The organism is Stenotrophomonas sp. SbOxS2 (assembly GCF_013416715.1).
Classification (GTDB): domain Bacteria; phylum Pseudomonadota; class Gammaproteobacteria; order Xanthomonadales; family Xanthomonadaceae; genus Stenotrophomonas; species Stenotrophomonas lactitubi.
In genome coordinates, this window is sequence record NZ_JAAVXD010000006.1 from 263,725 (window position 1) to 279,957 (window position 16,233).

Consider the following 16,233-nt stretch of genomic DNA (forward strand, 5'->3'; position numbering starts at 1 on the left):
GTCAGCCGGCCGAAAGCTGGGCCAGGGCATCGACCTGGTGCTCGTGGCTCAGTCGCTGCAGCAGCGGATCCAGGTCGCCGGCCAATACGTTGGGCAGGTCGTACAGGGTCAGCCCTTCCACGCGGTGGTCGGTGATGCGGCCCTGCGGGAAGTTGTAGGTGCGGATGCGCTGGCTGCGGTCGCCGCTGCCGACCTGCAGGCGCCGAGATTCGGCCTGCGCCGCGTCATGGCGCTGGCGCTCGGCATCGAGCAGCTGTGCCTTCAGGCGTTTCATCGCCTTGTCCCGGTTGGCGTGCTGGCTGCGCTCGGTCTGGCATTCCACCACCACGCCGCTGGGCACGTGGGTGATGCGGATCGCCGATTCGGTCTTGTTGACGTGCTGGCCGCCGGCGCCGGAAGAACGGTAGGTGTCGACTCTCAGGTCAGCCGGGTTGATGACGATCTCATCGACTTCGTCGGCTTCCGGAATGATCGCCACGGTGGCCGCCGAGGTGTGGATGCGGCCCTGCGATTCGGTGGCCGGCACGCGCTGCACGCGGTGCGTGCCCGATTCGAATTTCAGGCGCGAGAACGCGCCACGGCCGACCACGCGTGCCACCACTTCCTTGTAGCCGCCATGTTCGCCGGGATTGTCCGATTCGATCTCGACCTTCCAGCCCTGTCGCTCGGCGTAGCGGGCGTACATGCGGAACAGGTCGCCAGCGAAGATCGCCGCCTCGTCGCCGCCGGTACCGGCGCGCACTTCCAGGAACAGGTTGCCTTCATCGCGCGGGTCGCGCGGCACTAGCAGCAGCGCCAGTTCCTGCTCCAGTTCCTGCAGGCGGGCCTGTGCGGCGGCGATTTCCTCGTCGGCCAGCTCGCGCAGGTCCGGGTCCGTACGCATGCTTTCGGCCGCAGCCAGGTCGGCCTTGGCGCGTGCTTCATCGGCCAGTGCGGTGGCGATCGGTTCGAGCTGGGAAAATTCGCGCGACAGATCGCGGAAGCACGCGTTGTTGGCGACCACCTCCGGTTCGGCGAGCAGACGTTCCAGTTCTTCGCGGCGCTCGGCCAGCGCTTCCAACTTACGGCGCAGGGTCGGCGTCATCGGTTCTCACAGGTGGGTGGCGGTAACCCGGCGTCGCCGGGAACAGGCGCTCGGCGGCGCGGGTCAGGTCGGCATCGCCGCTGAGCGCGGCCGCGCGCAGGGCGGCGGTCGGCGGGTGCAGAAGGCGGTTGGTCAAGCCGTGGGCAAGCAGTTCCAGCACTTCGTCGGCCGGCTTGCCGTTGGCCAGCTGCTGGCGCGCGCGTTCCAGCAGTTCGGCACGGGTGGCCTCGCCGAAGGCACGCAGCTGTCGCAGCGGTGCCTGGTGGGCACTGGCCTGCAGGGTTTCGACGAAGCGCGAGACCTGCAGGTCGATGATCGTCTCCGCTTCGGCGGCGGCCTCGCGGCGGCTGCGGCGGTTGTCTTCCACCGCGCGCTCGAGGTCGTCCACGGTGTACAGGAACGCATCGTTGAGACTGGCAACGTCGGCTTCAATGTCGCGCGGCACGGCCAGGTCGAACAGCAGCATGGGCTTGTGCCGGCGTGCGCGCAGGGCGTTGGCCACCGCGGCACGGTGGATCACCGGTTCGCGGGCAGCGGTGGCCGAGAACACCACGTCGGCCTCGGCCAGGTGGCGCTCCAGTTCGGTCAGCGGCAGCGCCACACCGCCATGGCGGCTGGCCAGTTCCTGCGCATGGGCGAGGGTGCGGTTGGCGATCAGCAGCCGCCGCACCTTGCCTTCGCTGAGGTGGCGCGCGGCCAGTTCGATGGTCTCGCCAGCGCCGACCAGCAGCACGGTGGAATCATCCAGGCGGGCAAAGGCGTTCTGCGCCAGGCGCACCGCCGCCGAGGCCACCGATACCGGGTTGGCGCCGACCTGGGTATCGGTACGCGCGCGCTTGGCCACCGAGAACGTCTGCTGGAACAGCCGGTCCAGGCGCTGGCCGAGCAGGCCGTGGTCGCGCGCGGTCGACCACGCGTCCTTCACCTGGCCGAGGATCTGCGGCTCGCCCAGCACCATCGAATCCAGCCCCGTCGCCACCCGGAACAGGTGGCGCACGGCATCGGCGTCGGCGTGCTGGTACAGATAGCCCTGCAGGTCGCCGGCCTGGGCGTGCAGCCACTGGTCCAGTGCCTGTGCGGATTCGGCCACGGCATACAGCTCGGTGCGGTTGCAGGTGGACAGCAGCACCGCCTCGGCGATCTGCGGGGTATCGCGCAGCGAACCGAGCGCGCGCGGCAACGCGTCACCGGCGAAGGCTGCGCGTTCGCGCAGTTCCACCGGTGCGGTCTGGTGATTCAGTCCGAGCACCCACAGGGTCATTGTTCAGTTGCTTGCGATAAGCTGCTGGCCATTGGACGACATTTTAAGGCCCCGATGCCGACGATGCCCGCATTGATTCGCATCCCCAGTGTTCTGCTGCTGTCTCTGGCCTGTGCCCAGGCCCTGGCGGCGGTGCCCGCCAAGGCGCCCGCACGGCCCGCGGTGACTGAGGAACTGGCGCTGGAGCCGGTCCTGGCTGGTGAGTTCGCCCTGCAGGCGGGCAAGCTGGCCGAGGCCGCGCGCTGGTATCTGCAGGCCGCCCAGCAGACCGACGGCGACGCCGGCCTGGCCGAGCGGGCGACCCGCATCGCCATGCTGGCCAACGAAGATGATGCCGCGGCCAAGGGCCTGGCCTTGTGGCAGCAGCGTGCGCCACGCTCATTGGCGATGCGCAGCGCCGCCGGTGCGCTGGCGATGCGCCAGGGCGATGTGAAGGCTGCGCGCAGCGAGCTTCAGGCCTTGTTGCAGGACCCGGGCGACGAGGGCTGGAAGTTCGCCCTGGGCGCGCTGATCGGTGGCGGCCGCGATCCGGCCGTGCCGGCCCAGGTGCTGGGCGAGCTGGTCGATGCCAACGCCATTCCGCAGAAGATCGAGGCCTGGCAGGAGTTTGGACGCCTGGCGCTGCGCATGGAAAAGCCCGAGCTGGCGCGGCGCATGATCGATGAGGTGGTCAAGCGCTTCCCCGAGGAGCCGCGCGTCGCCTTGCTGCGCGCCAGCCAGCTGCAGCAGGCCGGACAGACCGAGCAGGCGCTGTCGCTGCTGCGCGGGGTGGAGCCGAAGACCCGTCAGGATCCGGAACTGCGCAATGCGGTAGCCATCGCCTACGACAGCCTCGGCCAGCCGGCGGCGGCCGAGCGCGTGCTGGCGGTCGGTCCGCAGAATGTGCAGACCTGGGGCATGCGCGCTTCGCTGCTGGCCAAGCAGGGCGACAAGGCCGCGCTGTCCAATCTGTACAACGAGCTGTCGCGGCAGGCGGCCAAGCCGGACCCGGCGCAGCGCCTGTTGCTCGGCAAGATCGCCGAGTACCTCAAGCGCTACCCGGAGGCGGTCAACTGGTACCACAGCGTGCCTGGCGGCGATGAGCTGAATGAAGCGCGCCTGCGTGCGGCCAATGCGCAGGGGCTGGCAGGCCGGCAGTCGCTGGCGCTGGATGAAGTGCATGCGATCCAGTCCGATGCCGGCGTGGATGACGATGTGCGGCGCGATGCGTATCTGCTGGAAGCCGAGCTGCGTCAGCGCGCCGACGACCTTCCCGGCGAGATCGATGCACTGGCCCGTGGCCTGGCGGCGTATCCGGACGAGAACGGCCTGTTGTATGCCCGTGCGCTGGCCTGGGAGCGTCGCGATGACATCGCCCGCGCCGAGGCCGATCTGCGCAAGATCCTGGTGACCGAGCCGGAGAACGTGCCGGCACTGAACGCACTGGGCTACACCCTGGCCGACCGTACTGGCCGCTACCAGGAAGCGCTCGAGCTGATCGACCGCGCGCGCGTGGCCGAGCCGGACAACGCGGCCATCGTCGACAGCTATGGCTGGGTGCTGTATCGGCTGGGGCGCAACGCCGACGCGCTGGTACAGCTGCGCCGCGCCTGGACGCTGGCCAAGGACCCGGAAATCGCCGCCCACGTGGGCGAGGTGCTGTGGGTCCTGGGCAAGCACGATGAAGCCCGTCACTTCTTCGAGGAAGCGGCCAGGCTCGACCCTGAAAACCGCGCGCTGCTGCGCGCCCGCGAGAAATTCAATCCATGAGTGTTTCCACGATCCGGCCGTTGTTGCTGGTGGCCGTGACCCTGGCCCTGAGTGCCTGCACCACCGTTGGCCGGCAGAAAACGCCGGCGCCGGCCGTGGTCACCACCGTTTCCGCCGAAGCGGCCGCCGCCGAGACCGCTCGCGTGGATGCCGTGCGATCGGCAGCGGACTGGAATTTCCAGGGCCGGGTGGCGGTCAGCAAGGGCAAGGACGGTGGCAGCGGCCGCATTGACTGGAAACAGGAAGGCCAGCGCTATGTCGTCGAATTGAGCGCCCCGGTGACCCGCCAGAGCTGGAAGTTGAGCGGTGATACCCACCATGAAGCCGGGCGCCTGGAAGGACTGGCCGGTGGTCCGCGCGAAGGTGAAGACGCACAGGCACTGCTGTTGGAGGCGACCGGCTGGGATATTCCGGTCAATCAGCTGCCGGACTGGGTACGCGGCCTGGTCGCCGGCGACAGCGCGGGGCCGGGAAAGATCGATCGTGATGCGGATGGCCGTCCGCGGCGCATGCAGCAGATGGGCTGGGTGATCCAGTATCTGGACTGGTACCCGGCCGAAGCCGGACGGCCGGCCCTGCCGCGCAGGGTCGAAGCGGTCAATGGCGACGCCAAGGTGCGCCTGCTGGTTGACCAGTGGGGCCAGGGCGCACCATGAACGCGCGGAGGGATGACGCGGGCTGGTCCTGGTGGCCGGCCCCGGCCAAGCTGAACCTGTTCCTGCATATCACCGGCCGCCGTGCCGACGGCTACCACGAGCTGCAGACGGTGTTCCGCCTGCTCGACTGGGGCGACCGGATCGGCCTGCGCCTGCGTGAAGACGGTCAGGTGCGGCGGCAGGGCGAGGGTCTGGCTGGCGTCGCCGAGGCCGATGATCTGGCGGTTCGCGCGGCGCGGATGCTCAAAGAGGCGGCGAATGTCGATCAAGGTGTCGACATCATCGTCGAAAAGCATGTTCCTGCGGGCGGCGGCTTCGGCGGTGGTTCGTCCGACGCGGCCACCGTGCTGGTGGTGCTGAACCGGCTCTGGAGCGCGGGGCTGGACGAGAATGCGCTGGCCGCGCTGGGGCTGCGTCTCGGCGCCGACGTGCCGGTGTTCGTGCGTGGCCACAACGCCTGGGCCGAAGGGGTGGGCGAGCGGCTGCAGCCGATCACCCTGCCACAGGCCTGGTATGTGGTGGTCGAACCGGGCGTTCATGTGCCGACGCCCCTCCTGTTCGCTGATCCGGATTTGACGCGCGACAGTCCACAGGCGAAAATAGAGGACTTCGCTTCCGGCACGCTGGTCGGGAACGTGTTCGAACCGGTGCTGCGCCGCCGTGAGCCTGCCGTCGAGGCGGTGCTTGCTGCGTTGAGCGACATTGGCACGGCACGTCTGACCGGTTCGGGAAGTGGTTGTTTCGTCGAGTTCGATTCGCAGGCTGCCGCCGAGCAGGGACGAGCGAAGTTGTCGAAGGAGTTGCGGGCAAGGGTGGCTGCGGGCGTTGCACGTTCGCCACTGCTGGATGCACTCGAGCAACACTGATTCATCAATGCAGGGGCGTCGCCAAGAGGCCCAAGGCACCAGGTTTTGATCCTGGCATTCGGAGGTTCGAATCCTCCCGCCCCTGCCAATGCGGCTGCGTCCGCGCCTTCCAGCGCATCACCTGCGCGGGACGTGGGAACAGTCGCGGTGTTGTCAGCAGCAGGGGCCGCAGTGGTCCTTGCCGCTACCGGATCCCCGCCACTCGTCCCCGCCCGAGACAATCATGATGCAAGAGTCCCCGAACCTGCTGGTCTTTTCCGGCAACGCCAACAAACGTCTGGCGCAGAACATCTGCAAGGAACTGGGAGTGCGCCCCGGCAAGGCGCTGGTCTCGCACTTCTCCGATGGCGAAGTGCAGGTGGAGATCGAAGAGAACGTCCGCAAGCAGGACGTGTTCGTGATCCAGCCGACCTCGGCGCCGAGCGCGGAAAACCTGATGGAACTGCTGGTGCTGATCGACGCGCTCAAGCGCGCATCGGTGGCCAGCGTGACCGCCGTGGTGCCGTACTTCGGCTACTCGCGCCAGGATCGCCGCATGCGTTCCTCGCGCGTGCCGATCACCGCCAAGCTGGCGGCGAAGATGTTCAGCACCGCCGGCGCTGATCGTGTGCTGACCGTCGACCTGCACGCCGACCAGATCCAGGGCTTCTTCGATATTCCGGTCGACAACGTGTATGCCTCTCCGCTGCTGCTGGCCGACATCTGGCGCGCCTACGGCACCGAGAACCTGATCGTGGTGTCGCCGGACGTGGGCGGCGTGGTCCGCGCCCGTGCAGTGGCCAAGCGCCTGGATGACGCCGACCTGGCGATCATCGACAAGCGCCGTCCGCGCGCCAACGTCTCCACCGTGATGAACATCATCGGTGACGTCGAAGGCAAGACCTGCGTGATGGTCGATGACATCGTCGATACCGCCGGCACCCTGTGCGCCGCTGCCGCTGCCCTGAAGGCGCGCGGTGCGCTCAAGGTCGCCGCCTACTGCACCCACGCGGTGCTGTCGGGCCCGGCGGTGGACAACATCACCAATTCCCAGCTCGATGAGCTGGTGGTGACCGACACCATCCCGCTGAAGGACGCCGCGCGGGTGTGCAGCAAGATCCGCCAGCTGAGCGTGGCGGAAATGCTGGCCGAAACGATGCGCCGCATCGCCTTCGGCGAGTCGGTCAGCTCGCTGTACGTCGATTGATTTTTTCGTCCCCGCCGGCAACGGCAGGGACACACTGGGCGCTTCTGGTCGCGGAAGTGCCTTCAACCGCCAAGCCGCAAGGCAAGGCAACAACCGAGTAGTCGAAAATGTCGAAGACCCATGAAATCAAGGTCACCAAGCGTGAACTGCAGCGTAAGGGTGCGAGCCGCCGCCTGCGTACCGCTGGTGTGATCCCGGCGATCGTGTACGGCGGCAACGCCGAACCGGTCGCCATCAGCCTGGACCACAACGAAATCTGGCTGGCCCAGCAGAACGAGTGGTTCTATGCCTCGATCCTGGACCTGAACCTGGACGGCCAGGTGCAGAAGGTGCTGCTGCGTGACATGCAGCGCCATCCGTTCAAGCAGCTGATCATGCACCTGGACTTCCTGCGCGTGAACGAGAACGAGAAGCTGACCGCTTCGGTTCCGCTGCACTTCATCAACGAAGACACCTCGCCGGCTGGCAAGGCTGCCGACGTCGTGGTCGCCCACGAACTGAAGGAAGTGGCCATCAGCTGCCTGCCGAAGGACCTGCCGGAGTCGATCGAAGTCGACCTGGGCGAGCTGAAGGCTGGCGACGTTGTGTACCTGTCGGACATCAAGCTGCCGAAGGGCGTGGAAATCCCGGCGCTGGCGCTGGGCAAGGACCACGACGACGCCATCGTCACTGCCAAGCACGGCAAGCAGGACGCTGCCGACGCTGAAGAAGCAGCGGCCGAGTAATACCCCGCGGCGCCTGTCCTTCGGGGCAGGCGCCGTATCTGGATGGAACGATGGCAGGATTGCGACTGATCGTCGGTCTGGGCAACCCCGGATCGGAGCACGCCCGGACCCGGCACAATGCCGGGTTTCATTTCGTTGAGGCCCTGGCCGAAAAAGCCGGTGCACGATGGAACGTGGACAGCAAGTTGTTTGGCGAGACCGCCAAGGTCGACATCGCCGGACAGACGGTGTGGCTGCTCAAGCCCGCCACCTTCATGAACCTCAGCGGCAAGTCGGTCACCGCCGCGCAGCGGTTCTGGAAGATCGAGCCGGAGGAAACCCTGCTGGCCCATGACGAACTGGACCTGGCGCCCGGCGTGGCGCGGCTGAAGTTCGACGGTGGCCACGGTGGCCAGAACGGCCTGCGTGACACCATCCGGTTGCTCGGCCACGGCAAGTTCCATCGCCTGCGCGTGGGCATCGGCCATCCCGGCCACAAGGACCGCGTGGTGGGCTGGGTGCTGGGACGCCCCTCCAAGGACGATGAAGTACTGATCTCGCGCGCCATCGACGATGCGATCGACGTGCTGCCGTTGGCGGTGCAGGGCGATTTCAGCGAAGCGATGAAGCGGCTGCACACCCCGCGCTGATCATGACCGACCCGCGTACTCCCTGCACTGCGTGTGGCGCCATGATCCTGCTGGCGACGGCGGCCCGGAACGACGGGCTCTGCATGCCATGCCGGAATGGCACGCGACAAAGTATGGAAATGGCGAAGACGCGAGATCGGGAAATTCGTGAAGAGCGCAAGCGGTTCGAGGAATCTGCAGAGGGGCGGCATTGGCATTGGTTGGTCGAACAGGTCCACGGGAGCGGTTGTGGATTTGCTGGATTGTCAGTGCACGATCAGTGTTTCTTTGCGATCAACGCGCTCATCAATGATGTCTACCGTGGAGGGCTTGATGCCTATTTCCATAATTCTGCTGGCGGCTACATTGCTGAAGCGCTTGCAGGGCTTGAGGAGATACAGCAGCTTGACGTGCGCGACATCGTGCTGGCGGCCCAGCAGCTACTGTTTGGCAATGAGGCCATGGCAGATCATCATGCGCAGAGGCGCCTGCAGATCTATCGTACTGACGGGTATCTCAGCGATGAAGTTGAAACAGCACTTGATGCGCTGGATGGGCGATTCTATGCACTGGTCGATGGCGGCCAGCTTGAAGAACTGCTGAAAGCGTACGCAGAACGTCACAGGTTGTACGCCGCGTTCTAACGCGGGCTACTGGAAGGACGATTGGGGATTGAGGGCATGCCTGCGGGCGAGCCTTGAATCCCGAATCATCCACTTACACTCAAACCCGGATTCAACCCATGGGTATCAAATGCGGCATCGTCGGCCTGCCCAACGTCGGCAAGTCGACCCTGTTCAACGCGCTGACCAAGGCGGGCATCGCCGCGGCGAACTTCCCGTTCTGCACCATCGAACCGAACGTCGGCATCGTGCCGGTGCCGGATCCGCGTCTGAACGAACTGGCAGCGATCATCAACCCGCAGAAGGTCATCCCGACTGCGGTCGAGTTCGTCGACATTGCCGGCCTGGTGGCCGGTGCCGCCAGCGGCGAAGGGCTGGGCAACAAGTTCCTCGCCCACATCCGCGAAGTGGATGCGATCACCCACGTGGTGCGCTGCTTCGAGAACGCTGACGTCATCCACGTCAACAACAAGGTCGACCCGATCTCGGACATCGACACCATCGATACCGAACTGGCTTTGGCCGACCTGGACAGCGTCGAGAAGGCACTGAACCGCGCCGAGCGTGCGGCCAAGGGCGGCGACAAGGACGCAGCGGCACGCAAGCCGGTGCTGGCCAAGCTGCAGGCCGCGCTGGCCGACGGCAAGGCCGGTCGTTCGGCAGGTCTGGACGAGGAAGAGAAGGCGCTGGTGCGCGATCTGTTCCTGCTGACCCTGAAGCCGGTGATGTACATCGCCAACGTGCTGGAAGACGGTTTCGAGAACAATCCGCACCTGGATGCCGTGCGCGCCCGTGCTGCCGAAGAAGGCGCACAGGTGGTGCCGGTGTCGGCAGCGATCGAAGAAGAACTGTCGCAGCTGGACGACGCAGACCGCGATACGTTCCTGGCCGACCTCGGCCTTACCGAGCCGGGCCTGAACCGCGTGATCAACGCGGCGTACAGCCTGCTCGGCCTGCAGACCTACTTCACCGCTGGCGTGAAGGAAGTCCGCGCGTGGACCGTGCGCAAGGGCGCCACCGCGCCGCAGGCTGCCGCAGTCATCCATACCGACTTCGAGAAGGGCTTCATCCGCGCCGAAACCATCGCGTATGACGACTTCATCAAGTACAAGGGTGAAGCTGGCGCCAAGGAAGCCGGTCGCCTGCGCCTGGAAGGCAAGGAATACCGCGTGCAGGAAGGCGACATCCTGCATTTCCGCTTCAACGTCTGATCTGGCTGTATCGGATCGCCCCCGGACGCCCCGCTCAGTGCGGGGCGTTCGCGTTTGTGGCTTCGCTCGGGCTGTGTGGACAAAAATTCACCGCCTGCTGAGGCGCCTGCCGCGCGGGGCTCGCAGCTGCTTATCCACACCAAACCCCCACCGCTCTCCACGCCTGGTGTGGAAAACCCCGCGTACCGCTGTAAAGCCAAGCCGATGCTCGGCTGATGCCAGCCGGAGCCGAGCATGGGCTCGGCTCTACAGGATTCAATCGCGCAGTGTGGACAAATTTTCACCGCGCCCTGAAACGTCTGTGCAGCAACACTCACAGCCACTTGTCCACACCTAGTTCCCATCGCTTTCCACGGCGCATGTGGAAAACCCGGATTCTGCCTGGACAAAAAATCGCCACCCTTCGAAACCATTGCAATGTGTGGCTCGCCGGGACTTGTCCACACCAAACCCCCACCGCTTTCCACGCGCGGTGTGCATAAACAACAAGGCCCGCCAATGGCGGGCCTTGTTGTTCCACATCCGGCGATGCCGTGCGCCCTTACAGCGCGCTGCCGCCGAACTTGTGCGTGTACTGCAGGTTGATGGTGCGGCCGACGCTGTCGAACCAGGACACGTCGTAGTACGGATACGCCGTATAGGTCTTGTCCTTCGGCGGCATCTTGTTGAACACATTGACCACCGACAGCGACAACCGCGAGTGATCGTCGAAGCGGTACTGCAGCGAGGCGTTGTAGCGGTAGGTTGCCTTGATCCACGGGCTGTCGCCGCTCTCCTCGTCGAACACCTGGTCGTAGCTGTCCGAGGTCGGCAGCTTGCCCAGGCGCGAGCCGTACACGGTGGCCGACCACGCATCCTTCTCCCAGGTCACGCTGACGCTGGTCTTGGTGCGCGGAATATCAAAGCCACTGTTGATCGCGAACTGGTCTTCGGTCACATCACCGGCATAGCGCTGGAAGTCATGCTTCTTCACCCAGGTGTGGGTGCCATTGAAGATGAAGTCGCCGATGCCGGTCTGCAGGCGGTAGCGCAGGCCGACGTCGACACCGGAGGTGGACTCGCGCGCAACGTTGATCGGGTTCACATGCACGCCGTACAGACGGCCGTCGGCGGTGCGGGTGATGCGGGCCAGGGCGTCCACGCAGGTCGGTGAGCCGATGTCGGCGCTGCCCAGCCGGCAGTTCGCTTCGCTGGCCAGGATCGTACGCACGTCCATGTCCTGCACCTGGTCGCGCATGTCGATGTTGAACCAGTCGGCCGACAGGTCCAGGCCGGCGGCCGGCGACCACACGAAGCCAGCGCTCCAGGAGGTGCTGGTTTCCGGGTCCAGCTCGCGGTTGCCACTGCGGCTGCGGATCACGTTGCGCTCGTAATCGGCGCAATCATCGGCGGCATCGGCGCGGCAGTTGTACAGATCTTCCGCGCTGGTCTCGTCGTTGCCCGGGCCGGCGAAAACATAGTGCAGATCCGGCGCACGGAACGCGGTGCCGTACGAGCCGCGCACCAGCAGCGTGTCGATCGGACGCCATTCCAGGCCGCCGCTCCAGGTTGCCTTGCCGATGGTGTGGCCCGAATAGCGGTACTGGTCGTAACGGCCGGCCACGCTCAGGTTGACCGTTTCATGCAGCGGCATGCGCAGCTCGGCGGCGGTCGCCCAGCGGTTGCGCGATCCCTTGCCGTCCGAATCCTTCCAGCTGTAGTAGTAATAGCCGGTCGCCAGCGGATCGGGATTGAGCGCATAGGCCTGCTGGCCCACTTCCACCGTCGCGGCAAAGCCGGCATCGCCACCGGGCAGGGTGAACAGCGAACCATTGGTCAGCGTCAGAGCCGCCGTCTCGGTGCGCGACTTCGGCGTATAGGTGGTGCGTGCGGCGATCGAATCGTACTCGGCACGGGTCAGCGGCCGGTACAGGCGCGACGGATCGGCGTTGTAGATCGGGAAGCCGTCATCGTCCTCGCCCAGCTGCGGGCCCAGGAACAGGTCGTTGGCCTTGGATGCGATGATCTGCGCCCAGCTGATCCGCGACTGGTACTGCGAATGGCTAAGTGACGCTTCGTAGTCCCAGCTGCCGGTCAGGTTGCCCTTGAAGCCGGTGGTCACGCTGAAGGTCTTCTGCGTGCTGCGCACCATTGCATTGTCCAGCCCGCCCATTTCCTCGGGCGAGAACTGGCGCTGCCAGAACTCGATCTCGCCGGTCGCTTCATTGTTGAAGTAACCCGACTCGTCGCCGTCGGCGGCCATGCGGCCCCACTTGGTGACATCGCGCATCAGCGACATCGTGTGGTAGCCCAGCTGCACGTCGGCGAACCATTGCTGGCCGTTGTCGAAGTCGTAGCTGAGCGAGGCATAGCCGTTGGCGCCGCGACGCTTGCTGAGGATCGTGCCGTAGCCGATCGCGCTGTCGCTGCCGCAGTAGTAGCCGTAGCGCGGGCGGAACGCGCGGTAGGTGCTGCCCTGGTTCTGCGCCGACAGTGCATCACAGGTCGCTGCGCCCGGGTCCAGGTAGTCATCGTTGTAATCGGTGCGCAGGTAGGAGCGACGGGCGATGCGCGCGCCTTCCGTCGGGCCGTCCTGGGTCGAGTCCTGGATGTCGCGGTCGTAGGCCCACAGCGGCGTCTGCGACTGCAGTTCGACGCTGTACACCGCGTTGAAGTTGCCGCTGCTGAAGCCGCTGGCCAGGCTCATGTCGAACGACTCACCACCGCCTTCGGTAGTGGTGCCCATGCGCATGTCGATGGTGGTGCCATCGGCCTTCTTCTTCAGGATGAAATTGACCACGCCTGCGATCGCATCCGAACCGTAGATCGCCGACGCGCTGCCGGTGAGCACTTCAATGCGGTCGATCATGCCCAGCGGGATGTTGGACACATCGGTGAAGTTGCTGCGGCCCTTGAACGGCATCGGGAAGTCGGCGATGCGGCGGCCGTTGACCAGCACCAGGGTGTGGTTCGGCCCCAGCCCACGCAGGTCGACCTGCTGCGCGCCCGGCGAGAAGTCGGCGCCGCCGGAGGACTGCTGGCTCTGCGTCTCACCGCCGTTCTGGGTCATCGCGCGCAGCACGTCCGGTACGGTGGTGAAGCCGCTGGAGCGGATCTGCTCTGCGTTGATGACAGTGATCGGCGCCGGTCCTTCCACCTGGGCGCGCGGGATGCGCGAGCCGGTCACCTGCACCGCATCCAGCTGTTGTACCGAAGAGGAAGCGGGAGTCTGTGCTGCCGCCGAAGCAGCAACGCCCATCAACGCCAGCTGGATCGACCACGCCATCGCCTGTCTACGCATGAGAAATTCTCGGAAGTAATGCCGGCCCACAGAGGAGGGGCCCTGTCCCCCATTCACATTTCAGGAATGGGCGCGCGCATTTAACGCCTTTTTCATGTCCTTGACTACTGGGGATATGTCTGGCAAAGAGTGAAAACGGTTGCAAGTCGTTTTTGTTCAGGGAGATCAAGATGCGACGCCTTCGCTACGGGCTGCGTGGCCCGCTCCTCGCCTTGCTGCTGTCGGCGCTCTGCTGGACATCGCCGGCAGCGGCACAGGAACTGATGGACCCCGGCTTCGCCTATTACGAAGTGGGTGATCTGGATGCGCCGCGGCCCGGTGCGCGCGCCCCCGCGATGATGCTGATGGGCGGCGGCGAATGGGTCCCCGAGGCCTTCCAGTGGTGGCTGCGCCAGGCCGGCAATGGTCGCGTGCTGATCCTGCGCGCCTCGGGCACCGATGAGCTGCAGGACCGCCTGTACCGCGAGATCGGCGGCACCACCGCCGTGCAGACCCTGGTGTTCGACAGCCGCCGCGGTGCCGACGACCCGGCCGTGCTGCGGGTCGTGGCTGCGGCCGATGCGATCTTCATCGCCGGCGGCGATCAGTCCCGCTACATCCGCTTCTGGAAGGGCACCGCGCTCAATCGCGCGCTGAATGCCCACGTGCGCGCCGGCAAGCCGATTGCCGGTACCAGCGCCGGGCTGGCCATCCTCGGCGGCTACGCCTATGGCGCGCTGGATGGCGGCAGCATCGATTCGGCCAGCGCCATGGCCGACCCGATGGGCGAGGCCGTGACCCTGGACCGCGGCTTCCTGCAGTTGCCCTACCTGCAGCGGGTGGTCACCGACACCCATTTCGACAAGCGCGACCGTCTCGGCCGCCTGATCGTGTTCGTGGCCCGCGCCGCGCATGACAGTGGTGACCCGGACATGGTCGGCATCGGCGTCGACGAAGATACGGCCCTGTGCGTGGAGCCTGATGGCCAGGCCCAGGTCTACAGCGCCGACGGCGAAGGCAAGGTCTGGGTGGTCAGCCCCGGACGCGATGCCGATCGGCTGGTGGAAGGTGAACCCCTGCGCTTCCACGCGGTGCCGGTCACCGTGGTCGCCAGCGGCAGTCGCATGCGCCTGGACGACCTGCAGGCCGAGGCGGCCTACGAGGCCTTGGCTGACATCAGCGACGGCGAGATTGAAGTCATCCGCCAATGATCCGGTAGCGCCGGGTCATGCCCGGCGGATGCCGCCGCGCTGTGCCTTCCACCGGGCATGGCCCGGCGCTACCGTGCAATCCAATCCCTTTCCTGCTGGAGATCTGCTTCCATGAAACTGCGCCTGGCGCTGTCCGCGCTGTTGTCCCTGCCACTGCTGGCCCAGGCCGCACCCGCGGCATCACCGCTGCTGGTCATCCACGGCGGTGCCGGCGTGGAGCGCAAGGATCTCTCTGCGGCGGAAGAACAGGCCGCGCGCGCTGCGCTGAAGGCGGCATTGCTGAAGGGCCATGCCGAACTTGCAGCCGGGCGTCCAGCATTGGCGGCGGTCACTGCTGCGATCACCGTGCTCGAGGATGATCCGACCTTCAACGCGGGCAAGGGCGCTGTGTTCACCCACGAGGGCCGCAATGAACTGGACGCGGCGGTCATGGATGGCGCCACCCAGGCAGCCGGCGCAGTGGCCGGCGTGCAGCGCGTGCGCAACCCGATCCTCCTCGCGCAGACGGTGATGCAGAAGTCCAGGCACGTGATGATGGTGGGGCAGGGCGCCGAAGCCTTCGCCACCGAGCAGGGCGTGACCCTGGTCGACCCCGCCTACTTCCGCACCGACAAGCGTTGGCAGCAGCTGCAGCGTGCATTGAAGGAAGAAGCGAGCGGGCAGGCGCATGCCGACCTGGAAACCGCAAAGCACTTCGGCACGGTCGGTGCGGTCGCCCTGGATGCACAGGGGCATCTTGCTGCAGGCACTTCCACCGGCGGCATGACCAACAAGCGCTACGGACGTGTCGGTGATTCCCCGATCATCGGTGCCGGCACCTGGGCTGATGCGCGTTGTGCGGTGTCGGGTACGGGTTGGGGCGAGTACTACATCCGCACCGCGGCAGCCCATGAGATCTGCGCGCGCATGCGTTACCTCGGTCAATCGCCGGAACAGGCGGGCAAGGGCGTGATCAACGACGCGATTCCGCAGATGGGCGGCGACGGCGGGGCGATCGTGCTCTCCGCAGACGGAAAAGCGGCAACGCCGTTCAACACCCAGGGCATGTATCGGGGCTGGATCGGGGCCGATGGCGTTGCCCATGTGGCCATCTTTGCCGACGAGACAATCGCACTGCCCTGAGCAGACCCTTGCGTATCAAGGGGTTTGCGACGCGCGTGAAAAAAAGTGAAAAAAAGCGTTGACAGACCCCCGCTTCATCTCCAGAATTGCGGGCTCACCACCACACACCGCAACGCTTCGGCGGCACGGGACGGGGTGGTAAAAGGAGGGATACCCAAGCGGCCAACGGGGGCAGACTGTAAATCTGCTGGCTTACGCCTTCGGTGGTTCGAATCCACCTCCCTCCACCAGCTTCACGTTGTGGCACATTCCCGGTGCGGGAGTAGTTCAATGGTAGAACCTCAGCCTTCCAAGCTGATGGTGCGGGTTCGATCCCCGTCTCCCGCTCCATTGAGTGAACTTTGAATATTATCGAGTTCATGCCATAATGCAAAACTCGCTCACATAGCTCAGTCGGTAGAGCACTTCCTTGGTAAGGAAGAGGTCGAAGGTTCGATTCCTTTTGTGAGCACCATCTTCAGCACCACACCAGACGAATTCGAGATAAGCAGCCATGGCCAAGGGTAAGTTCGAGCGCACCAAGCCGCACGTCAACGTCGGCACCATCGGTCACGTCGACCACGGCAAGACCACGCTGACCGCCGCACTGACCAAGATCGGGGCAGAGCGCTTTGGTGGCGAGTTCAAGGATTACTCCGCGATCGACGCCGCGCCGGAAGAAAAGGCACGTGG

Annotated in this window: 14 protein-coding genes and 4 tRNA genes; 15 read left to right on the forward strand and 3 right to left on the reverse strand. The window is 65.7% G+C overall.

Annotated features, from left to right (window positions below):
* Position 1: 1 nt before the first annotated feature.
* Positions 2 to 1,084 (reverse strand): peptide chain release factor 1, encoded by a 1,083-nt coding sequence (gene prfA, locus HFK18_RS14715; RefSeq protein WP_180166824.1) that lies wholly within the window; start codon positions 1,082 to 1,084, stop codon positions 2 to 4.
* Positions 1,062 to 2,345, reverse strand: a complete 1,284-nt coding sequence (gene hemA, locus HFK18_RS14720; RefSeq protein ID WP_089238957.1) for a glutamyl-tRNA reductase — start codon at positions 2,343 to 2,345, stop codon at positions 1,062 to 1,064. Before hemA ends, prfA begins: the two co-directional genes overlap by 23 nt.
* A gap of 63 nt (positions 2,346 to 2,408) precedes the next feature.
* Between hemA and HFK18_RS14725 the strand changes: the two genes are divergently transcribed.
* The 9 genes from HFK18_RS14725 to ychF all read left to right on the forward strand — a co-directional run bounded on the left by HFK18_RS14725 (position 2,409) and on the right by ychF (position 9,969).
* Positions 2,409 to 4,094 carry a tetratricopeptide repeat protein gene (locus HFK18_RS14725; RefSeq protein ID WP_180166825.1) on the forward strand — a complete coding sequence of 562 codons (1,686 nt, stop codon included), beginning with the start codon at positions 2,409 to 2,411 and terminating at the stop codon, positions 4,092 to 4,094.
* Positions 4,091 to 4,750, forward strand: a complete 660-nt coding sequence (lolB, locus tag HFK18_RS14730) for a lipoprotein insertase outer membrane protein LolB (protein WP_180166826.1) — start codon at positions 4,091 to 4,093, stop codon at positions 4,748 to 4,750. Before HFK18_RS14725 ends, lolB begins: the two co-directional genes overlap by 4 nt.
* On the forward strand, positions 4,747 to 5,616 hold the full coding sequence (ispE, locus tag HFK18_RS14735; RefSeq protein ID WP_180166827.1) for a 4-(cytidine 5'-diphospho)-2-C-methyl-D-erythritol kinase: 870 nt from the start codon (positions 4,747 to 4,749) through the stop codon (positions 5,614 to 5,616). Before lolB ends, ispE begins: the two co-directional genes overlap by 4 nt.
* Before the next feature lie 11 nt (positions 5,617 to 5,627).
* Positions 5,628 to 5,704: transfer RNA gene (locus HFK18_RS14740), tRNA-Gln, on the forward strand.
* Positions 5,705 to 5,842: 138 nt separating this feature from the next.
* Positions 5,843 to 6,802: a ribose-phosphate diphosphokinase gene (locus HFK18_RS14745; protein WP_025879147.1), complete on the forward strand. Its 960-nt coding sequence runs from the start codon at positions 5,843 to 5,845 to the stop codon at positions 6,800 to 6,802.
* A 107-nt stretch (positions 6,803 to 6,909) separates the two neighbouring features.
* A complete protein-coding gene (locus tag HFK18_RS14750; protein ID WP_089238965.1) occupies positions 6,910 to 7,527 on the forward strand; it encodes a 50S ribosomal protein L25/general stress protein Ctc in 618 nt (205 codons plus the stop codon).
* 50 nt (positions 7,528 to 7,577) lie between these two features.
* Positions 7,578 to 8,156: an aminoacyl-tRNA hydrolase gene (gene pth, locus HFK18_RS14755; RefSeq protein WP_176021684.1), complete on the forward strand. Its 579-nt coding sequence runs from the start codon at positions 7,578 to 7,580 to the stop codon at positions 8,154 to 8,156.
* Between the two features lie 41 nt (positions 8,157 to 8,197).
* Complete coding sequence (locus HFK18_RS14760) at positions 8,198 to 8,779, forward strand: DUF4375 domain-containing protein (protein WP_240196452.1); 582 nt, start codon at positions 8,198 to 8,200, stop codon at positions 8,777 to 8,779.
* Positions 8,780 to 8,877: 98 nt separating this feature from the next.
* Positions 8,878 to 9,969 (forward strand): redox-regulated ATPase YchF, encoded by a 1,092-nt coding sequence (gene ychF / locus HFK18_RS14765; RefSeq protein ID WP_180166828.1) that lies wholly within the window; start codon positions 8,878 to 8,880, stop codon positions 9,967 to 9,969.
* Positions 9,970 to 10,510: 541 nt separating this feature from the next.
* On the opposite strand, the gene HFK18_RS14770 is transcribed toward ychF, so the two are convergent.
* Complete coding sequence (locus HFK18_RS14770) at positions 10,511 to 13,249, reverse strand: TonB-dependent receptor (RefSeq protein WP_180166829.1); 2,739 nt, start codon at positions 13,247 to 13,249, stop codon at positions 10,511 to 10,513.
* Between the two features lie 170 nt (positions 13,250 to 13,419).
* Between HFK18_RS14770 and HFK18_RS14775 the strand changes: the two genes are divergently transcribed.
* The 6 genes from HFK18_RS14775 to HFK18_RS14800 form a co-directional block, all read left to right on the forward strand.
* Positions 13,420 to 14,439 (forward strand): cyanophycinase, encoded by a 1,020-nt coding sequence (locus tag HFK18_RS14775; RefSeq protein ID WP_180166830.1) that lies wholly within the window; start codon positions 13,420 to 13,422, stop codon positions 14,437 to 14,439.
* Between the two features lie 111 nt (positions 14,440 to 14,550).
* Entirely contained in the window at positions 14,551 to 15,561 is a 1,011-nt protein-coding gene (locus HFK18_RS14780; protein WP_180166831.1) for an isoaspartyl peptidase/L-asparaginase, read from the forward strand.
* 144 nt (positions 15,562 to 15,705) lie between these two features.
* Positions 15,706 to 15,791, forward strand: a tRNA-Tyr gene (locus tag HFK18_RS14785).
* A 26-nt stretch (positions 15,792 to 15,817) separates the two neighbouring features.
* Positions 15,818 to 15,891: transfer RNA gene (locus HFK18_RS14790), tRNA-Gly, on the forward strand.
* A gap of 48 nt (positions 15,892 to 15,939) precedes the next feature.
* Positions 15,940 to 16,015 (forward strand) — tRNA-Thr (locus tag HFK18_RS14795).
* A 39-nt stretch (positions 16,016 to 16,054) separates the two neighbouring features.
* A partial coding sequence (locus tag HFK18_RS14800; protein ID WP_257216260.1) for a GTP-binding protein occupies positions 16,055 to 16,233 on the forward strand: 179 nt, incomplete at its 3' end.